We start from the raw sequence: 26936 nt of genomic DNA, 5'->3' as shown, positions 1-26936 counted from the left end.
ACATATTAATTGATAAAGAGAATTTATCAAAACCCGATCCGCTTCCTTCCGTTCTGTATCGCAGTGCCTCCTACATATTCTTTTAGTTCCGCCAATTCCTTTTCAAAACCGCCTGAAAGTATCGGGAAGCGACACCAGGATCTTGGGTCAAGATTATGATCATCGAGATGAAATGATGGTGCATATCGCTCTCTTTTCCATTGGTTCCGGCTCCAAAGTTTAAAGAAACGCTCGGTCCAGCCGAGCAGTTGTTCACTGCCGTAAAGCCCTTTGTAACGAACATACAGATGTCGATAAGACTCCAATGGTGACTTTTTATCGCGAATAGCGAGCTTTTCGAGGTCATTCAAAAACTCATAAGGCATTAGATCCGCCTCATCCGTTTGCGTTTGTGCCAGTGGCCGCAATTCGGCAGTAGGCTGCAAGCTGTTAACCTTTTTGAGCCCTTCAATTTTAATGTGTTTTCCCTTCACTTCACACCCTACTGTTTCCAGCCAGCGAAGCCACTGCCGAAGGTAATGCTTGTCAATCCCCGCCAAAGGACTAATACTGCCGGATGTATCGCCGTCCATCGTAGCATACCCTACCGCAGCTTCCGAGCGATTGGACGTTGCCAGAAGCAAATGATTGGACAAATTCGTAAGCAGCCAAACGCCCGGGGCACGCACCCTCGCCTGAATATTCTGCAATGCAATGTCGTCCTGCTCCCAGGTCAATTTACGATCTATTTGCCCTTCAATCAATCCTTTATAAGTCTCAACCAGACCATTAATGTTAATATTGTAAAAAGTAGAACCAATCGATTCCGCCAGCGATTGAGCAGATTCAAGCGTATCCGTAGAACTGTTTTCTGTTCCCTGGTAGATGTTATGGATCAATGCTAATGCAAGATCTTCCTCCGTTTTGGCAGATTGGATTTCCTTAATATAAGATAGCTTTTCCTTCAACCGCTTCATTCCAATGCTTTCGTCGGCCAGCCTGATCATCAACCCACACAATGCAGTACAAGCACAGGAATCGGCGCCCCCCGAAAGTGAAATCGTAAAACCATTGGAGCGGCTTTTGCGCAAATAATCAAACAGCGCCAGACAAACCGCCCTCGCAAATTCCTCTTCCTTCAATGCGCCGCCTTTCTCAAATGGCTCAATTTCCGGAATCTGAGGCAATACCGGTTCCAATTCCGGGAAATCAAACCGTGCCGGAATGCGCCAGGTCCTTTCCTTGGAAGGCATCGCTATTTTGCTCTGCACCTGACTCAGCCTGGTGTATTCCGTGTCAATGACAGCGGTAGTGATCAGAAAATCTTCATAACTGAACCGGGGACTCGACGCTAACAAATCACCATTCGAAGCGATCATCGCATCGCCGTCGTAAATAGCGCGACCGGCTTCATTACCTAGTAAATTGGTATAAATATAACTGCAAGAAAATGCCCTGGAAGCATCTGTAACCAGTTTTTCCCGCGTCAAAAATTTATTGAACGCAAAATGACTCGCGCTCGGATTCAATATAATGTCCACTCCCCGCTCATAGTGCCTGCGGGCAGGACGATTGGAGACCCAGCCATCTTCACAGATTTCGAATGCAATTTTAACCCCATGCGACCCACCTTGAATAGGCCCGCTAGCGACATCAAAAACAATATCACCGATCGGATAAAACATCTGGTTCACCTCAATGCTTTCCACCACGCCCGGCTGCCACGGACGAAACCAACGCGCTTCATAATGGATACCGTTGTTAGCCAGGTTCTGTTTACAATAAAATCCCGCGATCTGCTTGTTAGAAATCAGGCAAGCTGCATTGTAAATACTTCCGTTATGCCGAACCGGTAATCCCAGGGCAACAATGATCCCCGCCGTTTCCTGCACAATTTCAAGCAGGCATTTCTGGGCCTGTTCCACCATGTCAGGCGCAAAAAAGTAATCCTCGCAGCCATATCCCGAGATGCAAAGCTCCGGCAGACAGAGCAAACTTACTTGTTGCTTTTTGGCCTCCTCGATAGCATGAATGATATTTCTGGTATTAGCCTCCCAGGACATTGGTGTCTGATTTACCACCCCGGAAGCTGCTTTGATCAATGGCATGGAAACTGATTTAATGGATATACCGGCAACTTAATAAAATTTGCCTTTTCGTACGGGCAAAGTTTTTCTCTATTTTTGTCAACATAAAAATTAACCAACAGATTCCTCTTGCAATTCCCCTCATTCATCGCCAAACGGATACGCCATAATGAAGCCGGCTCATTCTCAGCCACAGTTTCAAGGATAGGTGTCGCCAGTATTGCAGTAGGGGTCGCAGTCGGGATTATTGCCTTTGCTGTGTTGCTCGGCTTCAAGCAAACCATTCAGGAAAAGATATTTCTGTTCGGGGCGCATATTAATGTAAGCGCCTTTTCGCAGGGCAATACCTACGAAGAAGGCCCGCTCGCACTTCAAAATCCGGTATCTGCGGCATTGCCCTATATGCCCGAAATCAAACGATGGCAGGCAGTAGCACATAAATCTGGCATCCTGAAAACACCCGACGAGATCAAAGGTGTGGTCATGAAAGGTGTCGGCAAGGACTATGACTGGGCTACATTCAAAAAGAACCTGGTATCAGGGAGATTAATCGGTCACACCGATTCGTCTTCCATTAAATACGGTTACTCCTCCGAAATTTTAATCAGTGAAAAAATCGCGTCGCAACTCCGCCTCAAAGCCGGTGATGATGTGATCATGTACTCGCTCCAAAATCCGCCGCGCCCGAGAAAATTGAAAGTGAGCGGCATTTATGACACCCAAATGGAGGAGTTCGACAATAATCTTATCATTGGAGATATCGCGCTCGTTCAACGTTTGAATGGCTGGGGCAAAGATTCCATCGGTACTTATGAGATCTATCTAAAAGACTTCCGGAAGCTGGATGCTGTTGCAGGCGATTTGAGAAGGGTACTGCCACCAGCTGTGTACCTGCAAAAAGTAACTAGCTCATTTCCCCAGATCTTCGATTGGCTGATATTGCTCGATCGTAACACCGCCGTATTTCTAACACTCATTCTCTTCGTCGCCTGTTTCAACATGATCTCCATTTTGCTCGTCATGATCATGGAGAGGACGCCATTGATAGGTCTTTTAAAAACACTCGGAAGTCCTAATAAGCAAATTAGAATGGTGTTTCTGAGAGTGGGGTTGTATATGGTAAGACAAGGCCTGATCATTGGCAACATTAGCGGACTGGCCATTTGCTGGCTGCAATATCAGTTCAAACTCATTCCGCTCGACCCGGTCAACTACTACATGGACACCGTACCCATTGTTTTCGACTGGCCCATTTTTGTGATGGTCAACATTGTGACCGCGATTATTTCAGGGCTAATATTATTGATACCCACGCTCATTATCACCAAAATACAGCCCATTAGGGCATTGCTTTTCAAAAAGTAAGTTTACTTTGAATTACGAAAGGAGCTTACTGAGCAAACGAAAATCGGTAGTAAAATCGACCGGCGGCAGAAATTTCACCTGCTTAAATTCCGCAGCGGCTGGATTCAGTATCACATTTCTTTCCGAAGGGACAATAGCAGACGGCACTGTAAACGCAACTATGGACAAGTCTCCCAAAATTTGCTCTCCAAGCCATTGTGAGTAGGTAATGTCGTCAGCCCACGATTTTTTCAAAAGCTTTTCCTCAGTATTAAAAATCAGGTTTGGGTCATCAGGGATTTCAATGCGCAATAATGCAATGCGCTCCATATTTTCCTTATGATTGGCATGAACAAATTTTTCCAGCAAGGCTAGCGAAATGTGCTCGCTCGTGTAAATGCAGCCGTGACCAACCGGGTTCCACCGTCCGCCAAACAGCTTTGCACCCGTTCCGGTAAAATCATTAATGTATTGCTTTGCCGCCAGCCGGTATACGATCATATGTAAACCCCGTGTTCAATCCGGCCCAGCTCATTGCAGATCAGCTTCACGCCCCAGAAAGATTTCAGGGTAGCAAAATCCTGTACCTGCCCCAGCACAACCCGAGGCGTACGCAGCCATTCCTCCAAAGCTTTACTCGACGCAAAAACCAGCAGTCCCAGCTCAGCCATATTCGCTAGCTGGTGCAAATGCTCTGCATACAACCCTTCAAATGGCTTGTTTTCTTTGAGATAGCGCTGCAAAGTCCTGTCACTAATGTGCAAGATCTCCGCCCACTCTACTTGTGTGAATGGTAGCTTTTGAGATAAATCATGAAACTGGCTAACCTGAAAAAGATCAATGCGTTTCATGGCCATATACATTACTTCCGGCTCAGCTGCAATCCTGAGAGGAATGCTTTGCTCTGGCATTTTATATTGTATATCTTTCATCAAATCCGAATTTTGTCACACTAAGATACGACTTTCTTCGCGATCTCAAAAAGCCTTCAAAACAAATTTTACCACATTGCTTTATGCAATGCCTCTGCTGCCCGCAAAAGTGTTTCATCATGTTTGGCAAAACAGAATCGCAACGTTTTGTAATCCGTGATTTCGTTATAAAAAGAGGATACGGGAATCGATGCTACGCGAGCCTCCACGGTTAGCCTCTCAGCAAGGACCTGGTCTTTTTCGTCAGATAGTTTTTCATAGGATACATTCTGGAAAAAGCTCCCTTCCGAAGGTTTCATAATAAACCCAATGTCCTTGATCGCATCCAGAAAAAGGTCTCGCTTCCGCTCATAAAACGCCGAAAGTGCAAGGTAATGTGTCGGCTCTGCCAGATACTCTGCCACCGCAAACTGGAATGGTGTAACAACGCTGAACACCAAAAACTGATGTATTTTTCTAAATTCTACCGTCAGCTCAGCCGGTGCGAGACAGTAGCCGAGTTTCCAGCCGGTCGTATGAAAGGTTTTCCCGAAGGAGCCACACAAAAATGTGCGCTCCGCAAGTGATGGAATGGACGCAGCCGAAATGTGGGGACGATCATCAAATACAATATGCTCGTAAACCTCGTCGCTGATCACCCAAAGATCATGTTCCTCTGCGATCTCCGAAAGCTGCTGCAGATCGGAAAGCTCCCAAACCTTCCCTGTCGGATTATGAGGTGTGTTAATGATAATGGCCCTGGTTTGCGGGCTGATTTTGGAACGGACATCCTCCCAATCAATGGATTCGTACTGCGGATCAAGCGTTACAAACACCGGTACGCCGCCATTCAGCTCGATAGCAGGCACATAACTATCATAAGCAGGCTCAAAAACGATCACCTCATCACCCCGGTTCACGACGGTGCTAATCGCCACATACAATGCCTCAGTAGCTCCACTGGTAACCGTTATCTCCGATTCAGGATGATATTCCCTTGAACCCGATGCATACACTTTCTGTGAAATCGCCTCTCTAAGCCCCATTACCCCGGCCATCGGTGCATACTGGTTTTTTCCCTGCCTGATGTACTTATCGACCAGTTTTTGCAAATCGGGCGAACAATCAAATTCAGGAAAACCTTGCGCAAGATTAATGGCCTGATTCTCTTCCGCAAGCCGCGACATTCTGGTAAAAATAGTAGTCCCAACCCTGGGAAGTTTCGACTGTATCCTGGCCTTTAAAACCATATGAGATCAATAATTTAAATTCATGGTTCAACAAAAAACCCGCATCGGGGCAGGTTCTGCCAAATATAATGGATGATAGCCTGGGTATTTTAACAGTCTTATTTTTTAGAAAATGTTTTAGTATAAAATCTCATTACACACTTTTAGATTTAACCAAATTCCTAGCCCGTATCCCATGCATATCATCCGCCCGCTGTTGCTAATCCTATTTTTTGGCGTTGCTTCCACCTGTCTTTTTGCGCAAACCATTCAATGGCAGGAGATATATCCGGGTGTGTGGAAAGGCCTGGTTGGCAAGCCTGATGATTATGACTTGCTAAAAGCAGCGGATACCGGACCGTCCGTGGCATTGAATAAACTGGCTAAGGCCGATTTCCCTTTAAACAAAGCCGACATTACAGCACAGTTCGACCACGGGAAAACCTATCTCCGGTTACCATTACAAGCCAATGAACAGCTTTTTGGATTTGGTTTAAATTTCCAGACGGTACACCAGCGTGGAAAAATTCTTCATCTGCATACCGACCATTATGGTAAGTCCGACAATGGACGTACACATGCTCCTGTCCCTTTTTATGTGTCTTCGCTGGGGTATGGCGTGTTTGTCAACTCAGCCAAATACATTGATGTCTACGCCGGTTCCAATGTCCGTAAAGACAGTAAGAACCCGCCGAAAGTAATGGACCGCAATACTGATAAAAACTGGGACGCTCACCCCTACTCCGACGCGGTAGAAATGCTGATTCCGGCGGAAGGCATTGAAATTTATGTTTTCGCAGGACCTAAGCCATTAAATGCAATTCAACGCTTCAATTTGCTGAGCGGCGGCGGATGTTTGCCGCCTCGCTGGGGCCTGGGCTTTACCCAGCGGGTGCATCGGCTGTACACTTCCGAGCAGGTGAAGCAGGAAGCCAAAGCATTTGAAGAAAAAGGTTTCCCATTAGATTTTATTGGCCTCGAACCTGGCTGGCAAAGCAAATCTTACCCCTGTACATTTGAATGGGACAAATCCCGCTTCCCTGATCCTGCTGGCTTTGTGAAACAAATGGATGCTATGGGCGTCAAAATCAACCTTTGGACTAATCCGTATGTTTCACCGGACGCAGGAATTTATAAAAAAATACTGCCGTATACCGGCTCGCATACCGTTTGGAATGGCGTAGTACCAGACCTTTCCATGCCCGAGGCGAGAAAAATACTCTTTGACCAGTTTGAAAAAGAGCACGTCAAGATCGGCGTTGGCGGTTATAAGATTGATGAAGTAGACGGTTTTGATTCCTACCTCTGGCCTGATGTAGCGACTTTTCCTTCCGGCCATACTTCCGAACAAATACGCCAGACTTACGGCCTGCTGGTTCAGAAACACAGCTACGAGATGTTTCGGAGAAATAATTCCCGCACCTACGGGCTCGTACGGGCGTCAAATGCAGGAGGAGCGTCATTTCCCTATGTGATTTATAATGACAATTACAGCCACGAAGACTTCATTACCGCATTGATCAACAGCGGGTATGCGGGTGTACTTTGGACGCCCGAAGTACGTGCTTCCAAAACGGCCGAAGAATGGCTGAGACGTTTCCAAACCGTTTGCTTTTCACCCATGGCCATGATCAATGCATGGTCGAGCGGCATGCAGCCGTGGACATTCCCCGAAGTTGCGCCACAGATCAAGGCGATAGCAGAGTTACGGATGCAAATGATGCCTTACTGGTACTCCGAATTTGCCAAGTACCATTACGAAGGAACGCCTCCATTCCGCGGAATGAGCCTGGAAGAAGGCTTTGGCAATGCAGTTAAAAAGGAGGTTACCAGTGTCAATCATCAGGAAAATCCCTACGAAGAAGCTGTTACCAGGGAAGTGAAAGACCAATATATGGCTGGTGAATATTTGCTGGTGGCTCCGCTCTTCACCGGACAAACTTCCCGGAAAGTAGTGCTTCCAAAAGGCAAATGGTATGACTTCTACACCGGAAAACTGGCGGGTGACGGCGAGGTGATCACAGTATCGCCCGGGCTGGATATCATTCCGGTTTTTGTCAAAGACGGTGGTATCATTCCTATGATGCCTCCAATGCTCCACGCTCCGAAAGCCGGGCAAAAAGTCAATCTGGAAATTCGCCATTATGGTACCAGTAATGGAAGCTACAAGCTGTACGATGACGACGGCACCACTTTCGACTACGAGAAAGGGAATTTTGCCTGGCGGGAAATCAAGGTAGAGCGGCAGAAAAACGGTGCATTGCAGGGTAGCATTTCAAAAGAGGAGACCGGAAAGCCCAACACTGTTGGAACCGTAACCTGGCGCTACATGACCAAATAGCTACATCGCATCAAGGTCACGAAAGTCCGACGTAAAATGCTTCGTTTCCAGCGGGTTCCTGGCCAACTCTTCGGCCAGAAATTCGGGGTATACTGGCACAGTAGTGAGCTCATTCACATCTATCCATTTAAAAAGCAGCTCCTCCTGCCCTTCCGCACCTAGAAAATCATCCTGACTTGTTAAATCAGGGATATTCATTTTGAAGTAAAAACCGATCTCGTGGTGTTTTTTGTCATTATACCGAAAGAAATTCTCAGATACCCAGAGCATTTCGCCGACCTGCACATTCATACCCGTCTCCTCCTCCATTTCCCTCACCAATGTATCTTTTGAAAACTCAAATAGCTCTGCGCGTCCGCCGGGAAGGCTCCAAAAATTATCAGAGGGCGTTTTATGCAAAAGTACTTTACCGTTTAAGATCGCGACACCCGCAACCCGGTAGTTGAACAGAGCATCGTCAATAGGCAGACTTATCATTTGCTTTTTTAACCGTTTATTGTTCAATGGATTTACCGGCAGATGATTCCCTGATCATCAAGGAAGTTTTCAACGACCTGATCTCATAGTCTCCCGTTTTCTGGGGATGTTCGATCAGCCGGATCAATAATTCCACGGCCTGTTGGCCCATTTCCATCGCAGGTTGAACAACGGCGGTTAATGGTGGGTTCAATAATTCGGCAACACTGATATTGGTAAAACCTACGATCGCGATTTCGTCCGGTATCTTGATATTGCTCTTTTGCAGCACAGACATGCAGCCCGTCGTAAGTCTGTCGCTGGCGGTGAAAATGGCATCGGGCGGTTCTGGCATGTCGAGCATTTCATGTACCGCCGCCTCATTTTCACTCACTACCTTACCTCCATGGTGACAATACTTCACATAAGATTCTTCAAACGGGATACCGAAGTCCTCCAATGCCTGTTTATAACCAGCCAGCCGCTCCGTCGTGATCGACAGGTAAATTGGGCTTGTTAAATGCGCGATGCGTTTTCTGCCCGTCAGAATGAGATGCTTGGTCGCTTCGTAGCTCCCTGCAAAATTATCTGCTACTACTTTATGTGTTTCAATTTCTTTCGGTACCCGGTCCAGAAAAACAATGGGGAGACCTTTTTCCATTAATTCCTGAAAGTGCCGCAAATTGGTTGTCAAACTGGAAAGTGATATCAATAGGCCATCGACTTTACGGGACACCAGATAATTGGTGTTGGCAACCTCACGCTCATACGATTCGTGACTTTGAAAAATCACCACATGGTAGCCGAGATTATATGCAATCGACTCGATCCCATTGATCAGCTGCGAAAAAAAGTGGTTGGCAATTTCAGGAATAATAACCCCAATAGACTTGCTTTTGCTGTCTTTTAAACTCAGTGCGATGGGGTTCGGCCGGTAATTCATTCGCTCGGCATACTCCATCACCAGTTTTTTGGTCTCCGGATTAATTTCGTAGCTATTCCGCAAAGCACGTGAAACCGTCGATGTCGAAAGGTTCAGTGCTTTGGCAATATCTTTTATGGTAATTGTTTCCAAGAAAAATGGGTTTATTCCAATTTAATGTTTGATTAAATATACTTTTTTCAAACCTAAGTTAATGCATTAAATGCAGAAGAATTTTGAAAGTAAGGGAAGGTTTAGCCTTCATAGTCTCAACTGATAACGTTCCCGATAACGATTGCACAAAAAAAGACAATTCATTATTTGATATTTCTAATTATTCAATCTAAACTCGTTTGGCGGATACGCTCTTTAAGACCGACGCTAAAATGATCGGATACCCCGAAAAAGACAAATTAGAAACCCCTAATGAATATTGTTAATTTATTTGACCTAAAAGGCAAAAAAGCGCTCATCACCGGATGCAACCGCGGAATAGGAAAAGCAATGGCGGAAGCACTGGCAGAGGCCGGCGCCGACATCATAGGCGTATCGTCTTCCCTCAGCCTCAATGATAGTGAAATTCACCAGTCCATTAGCCAAACAGGCCGTAATTTTTATCCTTACCAGGTCGATCTTGGGAACAGAGAAAGCCTTTACGCGTTCATTGAAAAGGTAAAAACGGAACATCCGCAAATTGATATCCTGATCAATAATGCCGGAATTATTATGAGACAACCCGCCGCAGAGCATTCCGACGCCTATTGGGACCAGGTTTTGAATATCAATCTGGACGCGCCGTATATTCTTTCCCGGGAACTGGGCAAGGAAATGATTGCCCGTGGTTATGGAAAAATCATTTTTACCGCTTCGCTGCTCACTTTCCAGGGCGGGATCAATGTGCCGGGTTATACTGCTTCCAAGAGCGCTATCGGTGGGCTGATCAAAGCACTGGCCAATGAATGGGCGGGCAAAGGCGTGAACGTGAACGGCATTGCGCCGGGCTACATTAATACCGACAATACCGAAGCATTGCGAAACGATCCGGTCAGAAGTAAATCCATTCTGGACCGCATTCCTGCCGGCAGGTGGGGTATGCCGGAAGATTTCAAAGGCCCAGCCTTATTTCTCGCATCCGACGCATCCAGCTACGTAAATGGCACCATCCTGACCGTCGATGGCGGCTGGATGGGAAGATAATATTTCAAAAAACCCACCAACCATGCAAATCAGATTTGAAAGCAGCCGCAAAGAAGTATCTCAAATGAATACCGAGGCTTTGCGCGAGAATTTTTTAGTACCGGATATTTTCGAGAACGACAAGATCAATTTTGTTTATACCCATTACGACCGTGTGATGATCGGAGGCGCGATTCCGGCGACAAAGTCACTTCAACTGGAAACGTACGATGCATTAAAAGCAAACTACTTTCTGGAAAGACGCGAGATCGGGATCATTAACATTGGAGGAGACGGAAAAATTACTGCCGATGGTAATACATTCGAAATCAGCAAGCTTGGCTGTGTTTATGTAGGAAAAGGAACGCAGGAAGTAACATTATCGAGCAATGACCCTGCGAATCCCGCTGTGTTTTACTTGTTATCCTCACCTGCACATCAATCCTACCCTGCCCGTTTATTCACAAAAGAAGACGCCACGCCGGTCACAATCGGGAGCATGGAAACTTCCAATCACCGGACCATTTACAAATACATTCATTTGGACGGGATCCAGAGTTCCCAGCTTGTCATGGGCCTCACGGTATTGCAAACAGGGAGCGTCTGGAACACGATGCCTTCGCACGTTCACGACCGCAGAATGGAAGCTTATTGTTACTTCGATGTACCTCAAAACCAAAGAATTTTACATTTAATGGGCGAACCTTCCGAAACCCGACATTTGTGGGTGGCCGACAGGCAGGCGATTATTTCACCGCCCTGGTCGGTCCATTCAGGTTGTGGAACTTCAAACTACTCATTCATATGGGGCATGGCCGGAGAAAATAAGGATTACACAGATATGGACGCGGTCGCCATCGCAGATCTCAAATAAATCAAAATGGAAAGCATAAAAGGGAAGCAGTTTATTTCAGATTCAGACATTCCGTGGGAAGATTTGGGCGGTGGATTGAAAAGAAAAATCATGGCTTATGATGACAGTTTAATGATGGTCAAAGTAGCTTTTGAAAAAGGCGGAGTTGGCGTACTGCACAGCCATTTTCATACGCAAATGAGTTACATCGAAAGTGGTGAGTTTGAAATAACCATATCGGGCAAAAAAGGTATTCTGAAAAAAGGAGACGCCTACTACATCCCACCCGACGCCATTCACGGTGCATTATGCCTCGAACCAGGCACGCTGGTCGATATTTTCAATCCGATGCGGGAAGATTTTGTGAATAAATAGTCTGCTAACAAACCTACTGCCAACACATTGATGTATAAACTTTTAAAACGATTCCCGATTCTGCTTTTCCTGACAGCCATCATAGCTGTCTCCAATGTTTTGGCGCAGGACATTCCGCTATCCAGGCAAATGGCCGACTCTTTCATTACAAGGCATAAGGATTCAATCCTGGTAGGGAAAAACACCATTACCCGCTGGGACTACGAGCAAGGACTGATGCTCAAAGCCATTGAGAAAGTATGGTGCCGCACAGGTGAAGGAAAGTATTTCGAATATATCCGCAAAGACATTGACCAGTATGTACAGGCGGATGGCAGTATACGGACTTATAAATTCGACGAGTTCAACATTGATAATATCCCTCCCGGCAGAGCTTTGCTGACCTTATACCAGCAATCCCAGCCCGATAAGGAAAAGTACAAAAAGGCCGCCGACCTGCTTTGGAAGCAACTGGAACAACAGCCGCGGACGAAAGAAGGCGGTTATTGGCACAAAAAACGGTATCCTTACCAAATGTGGCTGGATGGCCTGTTCATGGGCGAACCATTCGCCGCGGAATACAGCGCGCTGTTCAACCATCCCGATCATTTTGAGGACATTGCGAAGCAATTTGCATTGATCGAAAAATATGCGGTAGACGAAAAAACAGGGCTGGTATACCACGCTTACGACGAAAGTCGTGAGCAAAAATGGGCAGATCCTAAGACCGGCAGATCACCTAATTTCTGGTCGAGAGCGATTGGGTGGTATGCCGTAGCCTTGGTGGATGTACTCGATTATTTCCCAAAAGATCATCCAAGACGCGCCGATCTGATCAAATACCTGCAAAGACTTGCGCCGGTTTTGGCCAGATATCAGGACAAAGATTCCGGGGTATGGTACCAAATGATTGATCAGGGAACGCGAAAAGGCAATTATTTGGAAGCCTCAGCCTCGTGTATGTTCGTATACGCACTCGCAAAAGGCTCGCGGCTGGGCTACATTCCTGAATCCTTTGCTGAAAATGCAAAAAAAGGTTATCAAGGTATTCTCAAAAATTTCGTTGAAAAAGAAGCAGATGGATTGCTAAGCCTCAATAAAACGGTGAGCGTAGGTGGCCTGGGTGGCACACCTTATCGCGACGGCAGCTACGAATATTACCTCAGCGAGCCGATCCGGAAAAATGATTTGAAAGGAGTTGGCCCATTCATTTTCGCCAGTGTGGAAATGGAGATCGCGAATGAAACGGCGGTTGGGAAAGACAAAACAGTCGGCCTGGACTATCATTTCAATCATGAGTTCAGGAAAGGCGCTAATGGAGAAAATGAGCGGTTTCATTATACCTGGGAAGACAGGCAGCATTCAGGCTTCTGGCTCTGGGGGAACACCATTCGCGAGCTGGGCGCCAAAACCGTTTCCGTTCCAGCTCCTACCGCAGCCAGTTTGAAAGGCATTGACATTTACATTATTGTCGATCCTGATACCAAAAAAGAAACATCTGTGCCCAATTTCATAGGTCCAGATGACATTGCATCCATTGAAAAGTGGGTCAAGGCAGGCGGCGTGCTGGTACTCATGGCCAATGATACTTCGAACTGTGAAATCCCTCATTTCAATCAGCTGGCTAAGGTTTTCGGGATCCAGTTCAGTAATAAAAGCCGGAATATGGTGCAGGGAACACAATTTGAACAAGGCAAATTATTGATTCCAGCCGATAACAAATCGATCTTCAAAACAGCCAGCAAAATTTACATTAAAGAGCTATCGCCGCTGATCCTGACACCACCTGCCAAGTCGGTATTAACGGACCAGGGTGACGTCATTTTGGGTATTTCCAAATACGGAAAAGGCCTTGTATTCGCTGTGGGAGATCCGTGGCTGTACAATGAATATGTTGATGGCCGGAGGATTGACACCAGCTTTGAAAACTTTGAAGCAAGTAAAGATCTGGCTGGCTGGCTACTGAAACAGGTTGTTAAAAAGTAAAATCGTAACGTTATGGGCAATCTTTTTCGAGAAAATCTGCGTCAGTTAAGAAGCCAGCCGTCGGTCACTGTTCCGGATGACTCCATTTTTCATTTACCAGAAAAAGTACTGCAATTCGGAACGGGGGCCTTCCTGCGTGGGCTTGCTGATTATTTCATTGATAAGGCCAACAGGCAAGGTGTTTTCAATGGCAGGATCGTGATCGTAAAGTCCACAGAAGACGGTGACCTGAAAGCGTTTGAGCGGCAGGACAATCTGTACACGATTTGCACCCGAGGAATTGAAAACGGTGTTAGTAAGGAAGAAAACATTATTTCCTCCGCAATCAGCAGGGTTTTATCAGCCAAGACACAATGGTCGCTTGTGCTGGACCTGGCTAAAAATCCGGCTGTCAGTATCGTTATTTCAAATACCACCGAAATCGGCATTCAGCTCGTTCAGGATGACATTTACCAATGGCCGCCTGTGTCATTTCCTGGCAAACTATTGGCATTTCTGTATGCTAGATATGTAGCATTCGGAGGCAATCCTGATTTTGGCGTGGTGATCATTCCCACTGAGCTAATCACTGATAACGGCAAAAAACTGGAATCGATCGTGCTGGAATTAGCCCATAGGAATGGTCTGGAAGGGGCATTTATCGACTGGCTCGAACAAAGTAACTTTTTCTGCAACTCCCTGGTGGATCGCATTGTACCGGGTAAGCCCGAGGAGACCATACTGAAAGGCCTGGAAGAAGAGCTCGGCTATCGCGACGAACTGCTCATTACGACGGAACATTATCATCTGTGGGCGATCGAGGGCGACGAAAACATACGAAAAAAACTGCCTTTCTATGGTATTGATGCTGGTTTAGTCATCGAACCGGACATTGAGCTATACCGGGAGTTGAAACTTCGCCTGCTCAATGGTGCGCATACGCTCGGCGGCGGACTGGCACATTTGTGTGGTTTTAAGACGGTAGTCGAAGCGATGGCGAACCCATTGTTTTCGACTTACCTGGCTAACTTAATGGAAACAGAAATCGCCCCGGCAATACCTTACCCGGTAGCTCCCGGCACGGCGTTGAATTTCAGTCGTCAAGTCATTGAGCGATTCCAAAACCCCCACATTCAGCACAAATGGTTGAACATTACCCAAAACTATTCAGCCAAAATACTTTCCAGGGTGATGCCAACTTTCGTAAACTACGAGAAGCTTCGTGACTCCGTTCCCGATTATATGGCATTCGGATTTGCAGCTTATATCTATTATATGAAGGCCACGAGAAAGGATGGTGATAATTTCTATGGCATATTCAATGGTGATCCATATCTGATCCAGGATCAAAAAGCAGCCTATTTTTATCAGAAATGGCAGGTATCCTCACTACCCGAAATGGTAGTCGTTATTTTAAAAGATCAGTCTATCTGGGGAAAAGATTTGTCCAAATCAGAGGTACTTTCACAAAATGTCGTCTCCTACCTTGAATCCATTAAACAGAACGGCGCCCTGGAAACGCTCAAATCATTTCTGGAAAAAGTGGAATACGCCCGAACAGATCAATTTCAATTATAAATAACCCTTACAACCTTACATGGAAAACAAAATGACAGGATACCGCTGGCGCATTGTGGCCCTGCTGTTCTGTGCGACGACCATCAATTACCTTGACCGCCAGGTGCTCGGACTCTTAAAACCCAGCCTTGAAGCAGATTTTGGATGGACAGAATCCGATTTCAGCCACATTGTAATGGCATTTCAAACTGCATATGCCATATCGCTGATTGGTTTCGGGGCTATCATTGATAGGATCGGCACTAAGATTGGCTACGTCATTTCCGTTGTCGTATGGAGTATTGCTGCCATGCTGCACGCCCTTGCAACCGGCACCGTAAGTTTTGGTTTTATGCGCGCGTTACTCGGGCTTGGCGAAGCGGGGAACTTCCCCGTCGCAATCAAGGCGACAGCTGAATGGTTTCCTAAAAAGGAACGGGCGCTGGCGACAGGGATTTTCAATTCCGGTGCTAATATTGGTGCGGTGGTAGCGCCTATCATGGTACCCTGGATACTTGGCTCGTATGGTTGGCAGGAAGCGTTTCTGATCACCGGTGCGTTGGGCTTTGTATGGTTGATATTCTGGTTCAGGTACTATGAAGTCCCTGCGAAACAGGCCCGCGCAAACCAAGCAGAATTCGACTATATTCACAGTGATAATGAGCCGGATACCAGCAAGGAATCGCCCGTCAAATGGCTGGATCTGTTTAAAGTGCGACAAACCTGGGCATTTGTATTCGGTAAAATGCTTACCGACCCGATCTGGTGGTTTTTCCTTTACTGGCTTCCCTCCTACTTTGCCGAAGCTTTCAAACTCAATCTTTCCAAACCCAGCCCCGAACTGGTCCTCGTCTACACCGCTACCACGATAGGAAGTATCGGAGGCGGCTATCTTTCGGGTTATTTTATCAAAAAGGGTTGGCCCATCTTTCGGGCAAGAAAAACTTCCATGCTCATTTTCGCCTTTCTGGTAACACCTATCATGCTCGCTCAATACACTACCAATATCTGGCAGGCTGTTATCCTGATCAGTCTGGCGGCCGCGGCGCATCAGGCTTGGAGTGCAAACATCTTTACGACGGCCTCAGACATGTTTCCGAAGAAGGCTGTGAGCTCCGTAGTGGGCATTGGCGGCATGGCGGGATCAGTAGGAGGCATCCTTTTCCCGCTTTTAGTAGGGATTATCCTCGACAATTACAAAGCAGCGGGTAACATCGGTGGCGGTTACAACATCATCTTCGTCATTTGCGGATTTGCGTACCTCATTGCCTGGGGTGTGATGCATTTCTTTGCACCAAGAATGGAGAGAGTTGATATCTAGGCTTTCAGCAATCGGCTGTCGGTCATCGGTTATATTAGTAAACCTTGTCGGCCGATAGCCGAAGTAATACATCAAATTAAAAAAAATGAAAAGAACACTTTTATTAGCCGCATTTCTTTTATTGGGTAATATGCTGGCTTTTGCTCAAAGCGCAGATGAAAAGGCAGTAGCGGCCGCAATAGAGAAGTTGCGCGTCGCCATGTTGGATGCCAATGAAGCAGAACTTTTGAAATTGACGGCACCCGCATTGTCTTACGGCCATTCTAATGGGCTTTTGGAGGACCAAAAAGAATTCATCCGTGCACTCACCAGCGGAGAATCCAATTTTACTAAGATTGATCTGAGCGAACAAACGATATCTATTTCCGGGGATGTAGCGATGGTGCGGCACAAGCTGATGGGAGATACGCATAACAAAGGCAAAGACCCCGCCGCAGTAAGGCTTGGTGTTTTCATGGTCTTGCAAAAAGTAAAAGGCAACTGGGTGCTTCTAGGCCGTCAGGCATTCAAGTTGTTGTAACTGTTATTTTTCAAAAAAACGACCTGCTATTTTGAAGTAGCGGGTCGCCTTTTTATGTCAAGACTGAGTCTGATGTTCTAATTTATGGCGGGCTATCTCTACGGCCTTGTGAAGTTTCTCCTGTAAATCTTTTTGTGACGGTAGCGCTGTCAAATAGTCCGCAACTCTGATATTACTTTTATCCAGCTGCATCAATTCGATGTGTTCCTGACTTTTACCGGTACAAAGTATCAATCCTATCGGCGGGTTTTCTCCTTGTATCATTTCGTATCTTTCCAAAAACCGAAGATACAGTTCCATTTGACCTTTGAATGCTGCTTCAAATTCTCCAATTTTTAGGTCTACTACGACAAGGCATTTTAACCTACGGTGATAAAAAAGCAAATCAATGTAGTAATCGCGGTTATCGATGGTGATGCGCTTTTGCCTTGCCATAAAAGCAAAATCGTTGCCCATTTCAGTAATAAACCGCTGCAACTCTACGATAATGGAAGTTTCGAGATCTTTCTCCGAATACATATCTTTCAATCCCAAAAAATCGAGAAAGTATGGATCCCGGAAGACTAAATCAGGGTTGAGCTTCTGCTCAGTTTTTAATAGGGCAAGGTCATTAACAATCGTTTCTTCTGGCTTCTTGCTTATCGCAGTTCGTTCATAGAGCATTGATTGGATTCGTTCACGAAAAGTCTTTACGCTCCAACTTTCGTGAATGCACATTTGAATGTAAAAATCCCTCTTTAAAGGATCCTCAATGGGAATTACTGCAAGAATATGTGTCCAGCTCAATTGTCGTATCAGCGATACGACAATCTTCTCTTCCGGAAATGACGTAGCAAACTGCATCATCCTTCTCAGGTTCTTTTCCGAAAAAGAGCCGCCATATTGTACCTCTAATTGTTGAGACAACGCACAAACAATCTGCTTTCCATACTCCGCACGCCTATCCTGTAAAACTTCACTGTTAATCGCTTTCCCTATTTGCCAATATAGGAAGCTCATACCGGCGTTGACTGAAACTGCAATTTGTGATTTACTTTCTTCGATTAGCCTTTTTACAGAGACGAACAGCTGTGAACCTTGTAGTTTTTCACTCATATTTTTTCTGAATTACGGTTAAGAATTTCTTCTTTTGACGTGCATTCAGAGAAAAGGTCACATATCTGTTAAATAAATTCTCTCCAAAACTTACTTCTCATCATAAATCTTCAATGCCCCTTTATAAAACCCAGTAATGTGCTTGCCGCTATTTTCGATACAATCGAAGGTGATTGAATACTCGGTGTTGATCTTTTTGACGGTGATGGTACCCGCGATCATTTCGTGGAGGTCCGCGTCCCAGTCTACAAAATCATTGTCAAAAGTAGCGTATGAATAGAAGAAGCTCTTTGCTTTAAATGGACCCTGAGAGAAATCAAATGTATATTCTCCTTCGCCTAGCTGATTGGAAGATGCGCCAAAAAGCTGGAAAAAGATCCCATGCCCGCGACCATAGATCGAGTCAATCTTCCCACCCGATTCCCGAATCGTGACGCCGGAAGATGACAGGAACAATTCCTGGCCGTTGCCTTCATTGGGCGGGAAAGTACCATAGTCGATCAGAAGCCCTTTTGACAACTCATATTCTTTGCCATCGTAGGTCATGATCGTTTTCGGAACGATTTCTTCGTCCTTTTTATCACAGCTTGTCATAGCCGCGCCACATAGCAAAACGAATAAAACGGATTTGATAGAATTTCGCATAAGTTCCTGATAGTTAGGTTAAGTTGGGGTGCTGAAAATTTATAAAATTCACAAAAAAGCATCCAGGATGTATTTGAAATGTGCTTACAACCTGAATGCTCTGGGCAATGCTATGAAAATATGCTATTCTTTAATCAAATCCGTTGGGTCTGTTTTATCTGGCAGAATGCTAAGTTAACAAAAAGATAGTAAGTTGATTACGTATGGTTTCAATGAGAAGGTCTGTCCGGCGCGGGCGCCGAGGCGTGGTAGTCTTTTTGGATGATGGCAGCATATTTGTCCAGTAGCTCAATCACCTTTTCGCGCGACTTCGACCGTACTACGAGACCCACATGATAAGGCTCATCCATTTGCCACACAATTTCGGGATCATTAAAAACCGACAGATCAGGCCACTCCTGACGTGCCAGCGAAATGATAATGCCCGAAAAATCTTTCCGCACAGGTGGCAGTTTATAATTTTGCCCTTTCGCCTCCGCCGTTTCCATTTTCGCCCATTCTTTCCAAAGATTAATACCCGACGAAGCCTCTACCATCTCTGAAAGGTTCGCCCCGCCTACGCGGGAAGAGGTTTCAAGAAAATAATACTTACCATCGTCATGGCAACGGATTACTTCCGTGTGAGAAGCACTGTGTTTCAGCCCGAAAGCTTTCAAAAGATCCACAGCCAGCGTTTGCAGCGCGTGTTCTTCCGAAGAATCAAAAGGAACTGTTACCGACCGGAAAATCCCGCCGCCGTGCGCCACATCAAACGGAGGCGCGAGGTATTTGCTGTTCCAGGAGAATATCACCCGGCCATTGTATGAAATAGAATCGACGTGGTAAACGTCGCCGGGCTTGAATTGCTCAACAAGATAAGCATGCCGCTTATCTCCCAGCTCATGAATGGTTTTCCATAATTCCTCGGCGTCATGCATTTTCTTAATGCCTGTCGCAGAAGCTTCCGAACGCGGTTTGATCATCCACGGCCCCGGATATTTTTCTATAAATTGATTAATGTCCTCATCATTGAACAGCGACGAAAACCCCGGAACCAGTATCCCCGACTCGGCAGCTTTGGTCCGCATCGCCAGCTTGTCGCGAAAGTACCTGCCAGTGGTTTGCCCCATGCCCGGAATCCTGAAATATTCACGGATATGGGCGGCTTTTTCCACATCAAAATCATCCAGCGCCACTACGCGGTCAATGGGCCTGCTGCGCATTACATAGGCGAGCCCATTGATAATTTCCTTCATATTGTAGGTTCCGTCCTCACCCTCTTGCACGTAAAAAAACTCGTCCACAGCTTCCCTGGCCCACGGCTTGTCTTCCAGCTTTTTTGCGGTGATCAAAAAAACCTTATTCCCGGCCTCTTTACAGGCTTTCAAAAAATCATTACCCTTGAAATATGTCGATATGCAAAGAAAAGTTAGAGTTTGGGCCATAAAAATTAAATTGGTGGAAAGTAGATATGGCAAACCGCTAATACCGCGTGCTTACATTCTCAAATCTAGCAAAAAGAACCAGTTTTGCAAGGAGAGCCCTGGTTAAATTTCAGTGACCGAAATTTACTTTTCCTTCACATCAAATGTCCATTAGCTTTGCTCAGGAGCAGTCAGGTAGGCTAGTAGCAAGCGAATGCCATATGCCGTTCCCGCGCGCCCAGGGGCAAATTCGGTATCTCCAAAAGCCGTTCCCGCAATGTCCAGATGCGCCCATGCCTGATGCTCGCCGGTGAATGCTTCGAGGAACTTAGCCGCTACGATGGCACCCGCCAATGGTTTCCCGTGATAGTTTTTGACGTCGGCAATGTCCGAGGAAATTTCCTCTTTATACTCGTCCCAGACCGGTAACCTCCATAAGCGCTCGCCCGTCTGCTCCCCCGCTTTGGACAGTTCATTGGCCAGCGCATCATTAGGCGTAAAAAGGCCAGCCGCTTCATAGCCGAGGGTCTGGATCACGCTTCCCGTCAATGTAGCCAGATCAATGATCACATCCGGCCGAAACTCCTTCACGGCATAGCTCAGTCCGTCTGCCAGGATAAGTCTTCCCTCGGCATCGGTATCGATTACTTCAATGGTTTTACCGGAATAGGAGCCGATCACGTCACCCGGCTTCATCGATGAGCCGTCCACACAATTTTCAGTGGAAGGGATGACTGCAATCAGCCTCACGGGCAGCCTTAGCTGTGCAGCCAATTCAATCGTACCCAATACCGCAGCCGCGCCCCCCATATCGCTTTTCATCAGATGCATATTGGCAGAGGCTTTAATCGAAATCCCGCCGGTATCGAAGGTAACGCCCTTACCTACCAATGCGATGGTTTTTCTATAATGTTGCGGCGTGTATTCCGTCACGATCATCACAGGTGGCTCGTCGCTGCCTTTGCTCACCGCCAGCAAGGCGTGCATACCCAGTTCCTGTAATTTTTCTTTTTCAAAAACAGTAACCTTATACCCATTCGCGTCACCGGAGTCTTTTGCCCATTGTGCCAGTGTAGAGGGCGTTTTATAATTGCCGGGCGCATTCATAAGATCCATGACGCGACATTGTACCAATGCTGTTTTCTGTGCAGCTGCGATGTTATCTGCGATCCCGTACGCGTCCGACAAAATCCATAATTTTCCTTCTTCAAAAAAAGCACTGAATGCTTTCGGCTCCGTTTTATAGAGTTGCAGGTTGTACCCACCCAAAATGATCCCATTGATTGCACTACATACCCATTCTGTCTCCTTTCCTCTTGCATCGAGTATGATTTCCTCCGGCCAGCGGTCTTTTCTTTTAAAAAACAATGAGCGAAAAATCTTAATGATAGCAGGAAGCTTGGGTGATTTTCCAAGCCCCAGCCACAGCTCCTTCGAAGAATACCACCACAACTCCCCTTTTTCCGCCTTAAACATCGTCTGATTCTCAGGCTCAGCGCCTTGTTCAAATGACCGTATGATCAAAATATTCTCGTCTGCTTCTTGTCTTTGTAAAATCTGCATTGTATTTGTATCCGTTGAAATAAAAAAAGCAAAGACAATATAAGTCTTTGCTTTCAATAAAAAGATATGATTCCGTTAATCCAGGCCTCCTCTGCGGGTTGGCTTCCTTTGCACTGGCCAGGCACCAGGTTCGCCCTTGGCATTCACCGGCAGGATACTCTTCTCGCGGGACGTTTTGGCTGGATCTTCGCTGGCCTGATATGCCATGATAGCCGCCAGTATCGCATTGCTGCGAACGTCGTCGAAAACAATCTTATCATACGTATCGCGGTTGGTATGCCAGGTATAGGAACCGTACGACCAGTTAAGCGAACTCAATGAAAAAGCAGGAGCGCCCGCAGCGACAAATGACGCAAAATCAGAACCACCTGCGCCAGGTGCGCCGGGGAATTTGGATTCAATCGGCGTTTTGATAGTATCAGGCACTTTCGTCAGCCAGCGGCTCAGGTACTCGTATGAATTAAGGAATCCCTGACCCGACAGGTTCACGACCCGACCGGTACCATTATCCTGATTGAAAACCGCCTGAATGTTCTGAATAATTTCCGGATGATCTTCCACAAAAGCGCGCGAACCATTCAGTCCCTGCTCCTCGCTACCCCAATGTCCTACCAAAATCGTCCGTTTTGGATTAGGATATACTTTTTTCAAAATCCGCATTGCTTCCATCATCACGATCGTTCCAGTGCCATTGTCTGTCGCCCCACTACCACCGTCCCAGGAATCGAAATGCGCTGAGAGGATCACGTATTCATTGGGTTTTTCAGTACCTTTTATTTCACCTATAGTGTTGAATGTCTGGCTCACGCCTGTTTCCTTCGCGTCCGCCCTTACACTGATCTTAGGCGTATGTCCTGACTCGGAAAGACGATAGAGCAATCCATAGTCTTCCAGTGAAATGTCAACCGTAGGAACGGTTTTGGTATATGCGCCGAAAATTTTATTTGCACCAAAGCCTTTTGACCAATAAGACATCACCACACCAGCGGCACCTGCTTTTTCCAGTGCGAGAGGCAATGTGCGTGTAGTGTAGCCGGTCTTTTTCAGACGATTTGTCCAGGCTTCGGTTTGGGCGTCGCGCTCTTTTTTCATTTTTTCAAAAGACTCCTTCGTCGCAAATTCCTGCCAGTTATAATCCGGGCGACCAGTCGGCTGATTCATGCTGATCATCACAAATTTGCCTTTTACCGACGGCAGCCATTTTTGGAAAGCAACCGAATCGGCTACATCAGCAAGGATAATTACGTCGGCGGTAACTGTTTTTCCAGCGGTTCCCGGACTCCACGCGAGCTGCATTCCTTCGAGGGATTTCACTCGTGGCGCTACCATATCAATGTGCGAAACACCACGCTCCCACCCGCGCCATTCACCCCACTTTTCATTTTTGGCAGTAATATTCCATCCTTTGTATTTGCCCACGGCCCATTCATGTGCCTGCTGCATTTGCGGGGAGCCTACGAGCCGCGGACCGATCACATCCATCAGTTCATGCGCCAATTTTTCCAGTTGTGAATTTTCCGTAGCTTCTTTGACGATATTTTCAACGACGGGATCTTTACTCTGAGAGAATCCCGGGTTGAAATAGAATGCAAAGACGAGGGCAAAAATCAAGGAGATTTTTTTCATTTAAGTAATGGTTTAAGAATTGTATATGTTTCCTAATTTAATGAATCCCGTCGTAGATTAGCTCGCCGTCTTTAAAAATTCTAAATCGATATTTTAATTGTATTATTCCCGAGGTATAACCTTGCAGTCAACGGTTTAAAGCGTCAACATGGGCAACAGAATTGTAGCATTTATTTTCTTTGCAAATTACTTCGTGGGTTTGCTGGCTGTCGCGTTGTCTGTGGAAACTGCTTTTCAGTTGGGTCTTCCGCTGAATTCGGCAACGTATTACATTCTCCTGTTCGCCGCCACCGTTTTTTATTATACCAAAGCATACTCGGTTCCGCCGAGCGCGACGGTTTCCGCCAATCCGCGCACTGAATGGTACCGCGTCCATCACCGTTTTGTCCGGACAAGCCAGTTAGTTGTTGCTGTGATTTGCATTGCATTGGCATTTTGGCTTTTAATGAAGGATTTTACCAAAATAATCGGTTTACCTTTTTACAATTGGCTGCTATTGTCAACCGTCCCTGCGGCCGCCATTCTTTACTACGGCCTTCTCCCTGAATCCATTATATCATTAAATCTCAGAAGAACAGGTTGGTTCAAGGCATTCGTGATCGGCTTTGTCTGGGCCGGCTGCGTGAATCTTTTCCCGGTGGCCATGGTCAGGATTGAACATGGAATCACTATTCAAGAACCGCTTCTGATGTTTTGGCTATTTGTAAAAAACTGGATGTTTTGTACCGTCAACGCGATTATGTTCGATGTGAAGGACTACGAAGACGACGCCAACATTGAGCTCAAAACATTCGCAGTCAGGATGGGGCTTAAAAATACGATCTCCTATGTGCTGGTACCTTTACTTCTGATCGGCCTGCTTTCGTTTCTCACATTTGCTACTTACCGGCAGTTTAGTACGGTTACCATTTTATTGAACCTGATACCATTCATTTGTCTGTTAATCGTTGCTTTTTCGCTTCAACGGCCACGCAAAATTCTTTACTATCTCATTGTGATCGACGGGCTTTTGCTGGTTAAAGCGATTTGCGGCATTACGGGCATCCTTTTTGAACGACTTTATTGAGAATTAATCAAAAGCATGACTAACAATTACGACCAGATCGCCGGAAGTTATGATATGCTCAGCAGACTGGTTTTTCGAAAATCAATCGTGCATTCCCAGCAAGTTCTACTTCCGTTTCTGAATGTGCCTTCCCGGCTACTCATTGTGGGCGGCGGTACCGGCTGGATATTGGAAGAACTGGCGAAAATCCATGCGAGCGGCTTCACGGTTACTTATGTTGAGATTTCTTGCAAAATGATTGATCTGGCCAAAAAGCGGGATTTTAAACAAAACCAGGTTTCATTCATTCACACAGCCATTGAAGATTTTGAATCGAACGAACAATTCGACGCGGTCATGACTCCTTTTCTGTTTGATAATTTTGGGAGTGAAAGAGCTGCGCGTGTTTTTACAATACTCGATCGGCAGTTGGTTGAAGACGGAATGTGGCTTTTCACTGATTTTCATATTGATAAAAAAATCAATGGTACCTGGCAAAAGATCCTGCTCAAAAGTATGTACTTGTTCTTCAAAATACTATCGCATGTAGAGGCCAGCAGATTACCGGAAATGGAACCGCTTTTTAACGATGGCGGATATGCCGTGATGCATAAAAGCTATCATTTCCGCGGCTTCATTCAGTCGGTAGTGTACAGGAAGATCAGATCAGCGCAGCCCGCCTCCGACCAAAAATGAAACGCTCATTGAACACCACAATGGAGATCAGTATCAGCGAATACGCTATGATCTGAATCGAATTAATCTGCTCATTGAAGTACAACAATGCAATCGCAAAGTTCATGAGCGGGTTAATGTAAAGCAAAATCCCCATCGTCGATGAAGTAACTCCCTGCAATGCATAGAGATTCATAAACAGAGGCAGAATCGTAAAGACAATGGCAATCAGGGAGATCAATGCGTAAAACGAAAACTCACTTGGAAGTGCAGCACTGTATTTCGGGTAAAATGGCAGCAGTATCAGGGCAGAAAAAAGAATCTGCACGGTAAGCACCAGGAATTTGTCCAATCCCGCATTTTTGCGCTGGCTTACCAGATAAAAAGCATAAGAAGCGGCAACGATCAGGCTGTACGCAATGTCCGCAATGTTATTGAATGACAGCAACATACAGCTTACTACGCTCATCAATACCGCAGTCCATTGCCATTTGCTCAGTTTTTCATCCAATACAAAATAGGCGATCACGGTGGTCATGATAGGGCACACCAGATACGCAAATGACGCTGCTTTGACGCTGATATGGTTCATCACGTAAATGAAGAAAAACCAGTTCGCCGTCAGCAACATGCCACCGGCTAATGTCAGCAGTGCTACCTGTTTCCGCTGAGCGGCAGGCATTTCTTTAAATTTCTTAACGTTTTCCTTCAGTACTTTGACGCGAACAAAAAGACTGATCACGGCCATAATCACGGCACACATGAATACCCGGTAAAAAAGAATGTCGAGAGACGGATAATCGTGCAGCGGTTTTAAAGCCAAACTAAAAAAGCCCCAGATAACGAACGAAAGAAATGCAATGAGGTAGTATTTTGAAAATTTCATGAAGTGGTGGTATTGAGTCGGTTGCAACCGGTGACGCCGTCCCGGACAATTGTTCCAACAACAAAATAAAAAAGCCAGTTCGTCAACCAGCCTAATTCGTGCAAAATGTGAAAAAACACCTCACACATGAACCTTAGCGTGTATATTTGGCTTGATCAATGAGGTAACATTTAAAAAATAGTATGACTTTTTCGGATATCAGACTGGTGGCCACAGATATGGATGGCACGCTTTTGAACTCAAAGCACGAAATTCATGAATCTTTTTTCCCGGTTTTCAGAAAACTAAAAGAACGTGGGATCATTTTCGTAGCAGCCAGCGGACGCCAGTATTTTAATCTTACCAAAACCCTGGACAGGGTTAAAGATGAAGTCATTTTCGCTGCGGAAAACGGAAGTTACGTTGTTTTTCAAGACCAGGAAATTCACATCCAGGCTATTGATCAGGAGATTGTTAAGGAATTGATATTGAAATCCAGAAACATTCCCAATACTTACCCGATCATTTGTGGCAAGAAAAAAGCCTATGTGGAAAGTGACGAGCCTGAGTTCATCAACCACTTGAAACTGTACTTTGAAAGGTATGAGATCGTCAAAGATCTGACAGAAATTGAGAATGACCAGTTTTTGAAGTTTACCCTTTGTGATCTGGCCGGATCGGAAGTAAACAGTTACCCACATTACAAGCACTACGAAGAGAGCCTGCAGGTGAAAGTTTCAGGGCCGATATGGCTGGATATATCGCATAAAAATGCGAATAAGGGCAAGGCAATGGAGGTTCTTCAGAAAAAATTCAATGTATCATTCGAACAGACCATGGTTTTCGGCGATTACCTCAACGACCTGGAAATGCTGAGCAAGGCACATTACTCCTATGCCATGGCCAATGCTCACCCGGATATCAAAAAAATAGCCCGTTTCATCGCCAAAAGCAACGATGAAAACGGGGTAGTTGAGGTACTTTCGGAACTGACAGACTAGCTG

Annotated in this window: 24 protein-coding genes; 12 read left to right on the top strand and 12 right to left on the bottom strand. The window is 45.9% G+C overall.

The genetic code is table 11. From position 1 onward, the window contains the following. Window positions 1–26: 26 nt before the first annotated feature. Window positions 27–2087 (bottom strand): NAD(+) synthase, encoded by a 2061-nt coding sequence (gene nadE / locus ON006_RS31270; RefSeq protein WP_244821941.1) that lies wholly within the window; start codon window positions 2085–2087, stop codon window positions 27–29. Window positions 2088–2195: 108 nt separating this feature from the next. On the opposite strand from nadE, the gene ON006_RS31265 reads away from it, so the two are divergent. Continuing rightward, the gene (locus ON006_RS31265; protein ID WP_244821942.1) at window positions 2196–3431 is read left to right on the top strand and encodes an ABC transporter permease; all 1236 of its coding nucleotides are present in this window, start codon (window positions 2196–2198) and stop codon (window positions 3429–3431) included. Between the two features lie 12 nt (window positions 3432–3443). On the opposite strand, the gene ON006_RS31260 is transcribed toward ON006_RS31265, so the two are convergent. The 3 genes from ON006_RS31260 to ON006_RS31250 form a co-directional block, all read right to left on the bottom strand. After that, window positions 3444–3911 carry an RES family NAD+ phosphorylase gene (locus ON006_RS31260; protein WP_244821943.1) on the bottom strand — a complete coding sequence of 156 codons (468 nt, stop codon included), beginning with the start codon at window positions 3909–3911 and terminating at the stop codon, window positions 3444–3446. After that, entirely contained in the window at window positions 3908–4342 is a 435-nt protein-coding gene (locus tag ON006_RS31255; RefSeq protein WP_244821944.1) for an Xre family toxin-antitoxin system antitoxin, read from the bottom strand. Before ON006_RS31255 ends, ON006_RS31260 begins: the two co-directional genes overlap by 4 nt. A gap of 68 nt (window positions 4343–4410) precedes the next feature. After that, entirely contained in the window at window positions 4411–5571 is a 1161-nt protein-coding gene (locus tag ON006_RS31250) for a methionine aminotransferase (protein ID WP_244821945.1), read from the bottom strand. Between the two features lie 175 nt (window positions 5572–5746). Between ON006_RS31250 and ON006_RS31245 the strand changes: the two genes are divergently transcribed. Then, window positions 5747–7891, top strand: a complete 2145-nt coding sequence (locus ON006_RS31245) for a glycoside hydrolase family 31 protein (protein ID WP_244821946.1) — start codon at window positions 5747–5749, stop codon at window positions 7889–7891. On the opposite strand, the gene ON006_RS31240 is transcribed toward ON006_RS31245, so the two are convergent. Then, window positions 7892–8368: an NUDIX hydrolase gene (locus ON006_RS31240; RefSeq protein ID WP_244821947.1), complete on the bottom strand. Its 477-nt coding sequence runs from the start codon at window positions 8366–8368 to the stop codon at window positions 7892–7894. A gap of 16 nt (window positions 8369–8384) precedes the next feature. Beyond that, a complete protein-coding gene (locus ON006_RS31235; RefSeq protein ID WP_244821948.1) occupies window positions 8385–9422 on the bottom strand; it encodes a LacI family DNA-binding transcriptional regulator in 1038 nt (345 codons plus the stop codon). Window positions 9423–9695: 273 nt separating this feature from the next. Between ON006_RS31235 and ON006_RS31230 the strand changes: the two genes are divergently transcribed. The 7 genes from ON006_RS31230 (at window position 9696) to ON006_RS31200 (ending at window position 17015) form a co-directional block, all read left to right on the top strand. Continuing rightward, window positions 9696–10466 carry an SDR family oxidoreductase gene (locus ON006_RS31230; RefSeq protein ID WP_255772941.1) on the top strand — a complete coding sequence of 257 codons (771 nt, stop codon included), beginning with the start codon at window positions 9696–9698 and terminating at the stop codon, window positions 10464–10466. Between the two features lie 22 nt (window positions 10467–10488). After that, the gene (gene kduI, locus ON006_RS31225) at window positions 10489–11319 is read left to right on the top strand and encodes a 5-dehydro-4-deoxy-D-glucuronate isomerase (RefSeq protein ID WP_244821949.1); all 831 of its coding nucleotides are present in this window, start codon (window positions 10489–10491) and stop codon (window positions 11317–11319) included. Between the two features lie 6 nt (window positions 11320–11325). Beyond that, window positions 11326–11673, top strand: coding sequence for a cupin domain-containing protein (locus ON006_RS31220; protein ID WP_244821950.1), 348 nt, complete (start codon window positions 11326–11328; stop codon window positions 11671–11673). 30 nt (window positions 11674–11703) lie between these two features. Continuing rightward, window positions 11704–13638, top strand: a complete 1935-nt coding sequence (locus ON006_RS31215) for a glycoside hydrolase family 88 protein (RefSeq protein ID WP_374760223.1) — start codon at window positions 11704–11706, stop codon at window positions 13636–13638. Between the two features lie 12 nt (window positions 13639–13650). Then, entirely contained in the window at window positions 13651–15195 is a 1545-nt protein-coding gene (locus ON006_RS31210) for a tagaturonate reductase (protein WP_244821951.1), read from the top strand. 19 nt (window positions 15196–15214) lie between these two features. Continuing rightward, window positions 15215–16495: an MFS transporter gene (locus tag ON006_RS31205; protein WP_244821952.1), complete on the top strand. Its 1281-nt coding sequence runs from the start codon at window positions 15215–15217 to the stop codon at window positions 16493–16495. Window positions 16496–16580: 85 nt separating this feature from the next. Next, window positions 16581–17015: a nuclear transport factor 2 family protein gene (locus tag ON006_RS31200; protein WP_244821953.1), complete on the top strand. Its 435-nt coding sequence runs from the start codon at window positions 16581–16583 to the stop codon at window positions 17013–17015. 57 nt (window positions 17016–17072) lie between these two features. On the opposite strand, the gene ON006_RS31195 is transcribed toward ON006_RS31200, so the two are convergent. From ON006_RS31195 to ON006_RS31175, 5 genes are all read right to left on the bottom strand, one after another. Continuing rightward, complete coding sequence (locus ON006_RS31195) at window positions 17073–18110, bottom strand: PDDEXK nuclease domain-containing protein (protein ID WP_244821954.1); 1038 nt, start codon at window positions 18108–18110, stop codon at window positions 17073–17075. 90 nt (window positions 18111–18200) lie between these two features. Then, window positions 18201–18755 (bottom strand): hypothetical protein, encoded by a 555-nt coding sequence (locus ON006_RS31190; RefSeq protein WP_244821955.1) that lies wholly within the window; start codon window positions 18753–18755, stop codon window positions 18201–18203. A gap of 209 nt (window positions 18756–18964) precedes the next feature. Continuing rightward, window positions 18965–20179 (bottom strand): ATPase, encoded by a 1215-nt coding sequence (locus tag ON006_RS31185; RefSeq protein WP_244821956.1) that lies wholly within the window; start codon window positions 20177–20179, stop codon window positions 18965–18967. 150 nt (window positions 20180–20329) lie between these two features. Next, window positions 20330–21721 carry a leucyl aminopeptidase family protein gene (locus ON006_RS31180; RefSeq protein ID WP_244821957.1) on the bottom strand — a complete coding sequence of 464 codons (1392 nt, stop codon included), beginning with the start codon at window positions 21719–21721 and terminating at the stop codon, window positions 20330–20332. Window positions 21722–21796: 75 nt separating this feature from the next. Further along, window positions 21797–23347 (bottom strand): M20/M25/M40 family metallo-hydrolase, encoded by a 1551-nt coding sequence (locus ON006_RS31175; protein WP_244821958.1) that lies wholly within the window; start codon window positions 23345–23347, stop codon window positions 21797–21799. 148 nt (window positions 23348–23495) lie between these two features. Here ON006_RS31175 and ON006_RS31170 point away from each other — a divergent pair, with 148 nt between their 5' ends. Both ON006_RS31170 and ON006_RS31165 read left to right on the top strand, forming a co-directional pair. Beyond that, window positions 23496–24413, top strand: coding sequence for a UbiA family prenyltransferase (locus ON006_RS31170; protein WP_244821959.1), 918 nt, complete (start codon window positions 23496–23498; stop codon window positions 24411–24413). Window positions 24414–24428: 15 nt separating this feature from the next. Beyond that, window positions 24429–25088 carry a class I SAM-dependent methyltransferase gene (locus ON006_RS31165; RefSeq protein ID WP_244821960.1) on the top strand — a complete coding sequence of 220 codons (660 nt, stop codon included), beginning with the start codon at window positions 24429–24431 and terminating at the stop codon, window positions 25086–25088. On the opposite strand, the gene ON006_RS31160 is transcribed toward ON006_RS31165, so the two are convergent. After that, a complete protein-coding gene (locus ON006_RS31160; protein ID WP_244821961.1) occupies window positions 25054–25953 on the bottom strand; it encodes an EamA family transporter in 900 nt (299 codons plus the stop codon). The two genes, ON006_RS31165 and ON006_RS31160, sit on opposite strands and share 35 nt — an antisense overlap. A gap of 182 nt (window positions 25954–26135) precedes the next feature. On the opposite strand from ON006_RS31160, the gene ON006_RS31155 reads away from it, so the two are divergent. Then, a complete protein-coding gene (locus ON006_RS31155) occupies window positions 26136–26933 on the top strand; it encodes an HAD family hydrolase (protein ID WP_244821962.1) in 798 nt (265 codons plus the stop codon). Window positions 26934–26936 lie beyond the last annotated feature (3 nt).

It is taken from the genome of Dyadobacter pollutisoli (assembly GCF_026625565.1).
In the GTDB taxonomy this organism is placed as follows: domain Bacteria; phylum Bacteroidota; class Bacteroidia; order Cytophagales; family Spirosomataceae; genus Dyadobacter; species Dyadobacter pollutisoli.
Note: the sequence above shows the minus strand (reverse complement) of the source record. Positions and strands in the feature narration are given on the sequence as shown.

Bases quoted from the DNA above. Each gene is read 5' to 3' on its own strand.
- ON006_RS31215 (WP_374760223.1), top strand. From the start codon at position 11,704: ATGTATAAACTTTTAAAACGATTCCCGATTCTGCTTTTCCTGACAGCC.
- ON006_RS31155 (WP_244821962.1), top strand. From the start codon at position 26,136: ATGACTTTTTCGGATATCAGACTGGTGGCCACAGATATGGATGGCACG.
- ON006_RS31250 (WP_244821945.1), bottom strand. From the start codon at position 5,571: ATGGTTTTAAAGGCCAGGATACAGTCGAAACTTCCCAGGGTTGGGACT.
- ON006_RS31185 (WP_244821956.1), bottom strand. From the start codon at position 20,179: ATGGCCCAAACTCTAACTTTTCTTTGCATATCGACATATTTCAAGGGT.
- ON006_RS31245 (WP_244821946.1), top strand. From the start codon at position 5,747: ATGCATATCATCCGCCCGCTGTTGCTAATCCTATTTTTTGGCGTTGCT.
- ON006_RS31170 (WP_244821959.1), top strand. From the start codon at position 23,496: ATGGGCAACAGAATTGTAGCATTTATTTTCTTTGCAAATTACTTCGTG.
- ON006_RS31210 (WP_244821951.1), top strand. From the start codon at position 13,651: ATGGGCAATCTTTTTCGAGAAAATCTGCGTCAGTTAAGAAGCCAGCCG.
- kduI (WP_244821949.1), top strand. From the start codon at position 10,489: ATGCAAATCAGATTTGAAAGCAGCCGCAAAGAAGTATCTCAAATGAAT.
- ON006_RS31255 (WP_244821944.1), bottom strand. From the start codon at position 4,342: ATGAAAGATATACAATATAAAATGCCAGAGCAAAGCATTCCTCTCAGG.
- ON006_RS31180 (WP_244821957.1), bottom strand. From the start codon at position 21,721: ATGCAGATTTTACAAAGACAAGAAGCAGACGAGAATATTTTGATCATA.
- ON006_RS31195 (WP_244821954.1), bottom strand. From the start codon at position 18,110: ATGAGTGAAAAACTACAAGGTTCACAGCTGTTCGTCTCTGTAAAAAGG.
- ON006_RS31220 (WP_244821950.1), top strand. From the start codon at position 11,326: ATGGAAAGCATAAAAGGGAAGCAGTTTATTTCAGATTCAGACATTCCG.
- ON006_RS31160 (WP_244821961.1), bottom strand. From the start codon at position 25,953: ATGAAATTTTCAAAATACTACCTCATTGCATTTCTTTCGTTCGTTATC.
- ON006_RS31175 (WP_244821958.1), bottom strand. From the start codon at position 23,347: ATGAAAAAAATCTCCTTGATTTTTGCCCTCGTCTTTGCATTCTATTTC.
- ON006_RS31165 (WP_244821960.1), top strand. From the start codon at position 24,429: ATGACTAACAATTACGACCAGATCGCCGGAAGTTATGATATGCTCAGC.
- nadE (WP_244821941.1), bottom strand. From the start codon at position 2,087: ATGCCATTGATCAAAGCAGCTTCCGGGGTGGTAAATCAGACACCAATG.
- ON006_RS31205 (WP_244821952.1), top strand. From the start codon at position 15,215: ATGGAAAACAAAATGACAGGATACCGCTGGCGCATTGTGGCCCTGCTG.
- ON006_RS31200 (WP_244821953.1), top strand. From the start codon at position 16,581: ATGAAAAGAACACTTTTATTAGCCGCATTTCTTTTATTGGGTAATATG.
- ON006_RS31260 (WP_244821943.1), bottom strand. From the start codon at position 3,911: ATGATCGTATACCGGCTGGCGGCAAAGCAATACATTAATGATTTTACC.
- ON006_RS31240 (WP_244821947.1), bottom strand. From the start codon at position 8,368: ATGATAAGTCTGCCTATTGACGATGCTCTGTTCAACTACCGGGTTGCG.
- ON006_RS31190 (WP_244821955.1), bottom strand. From the start codon at position 18,755: ATGCGAAATTCTATCAAATCCGTTTTATTCGTTTTGCTATGTGGCGCG.
- ON006_RS31230 (WP_255772941.1), top strand. From the start codon at position 9,696: ATGAATATTGTTAATTTATTTGACCTAAAAGGCAAAAAAGCGCTCATC.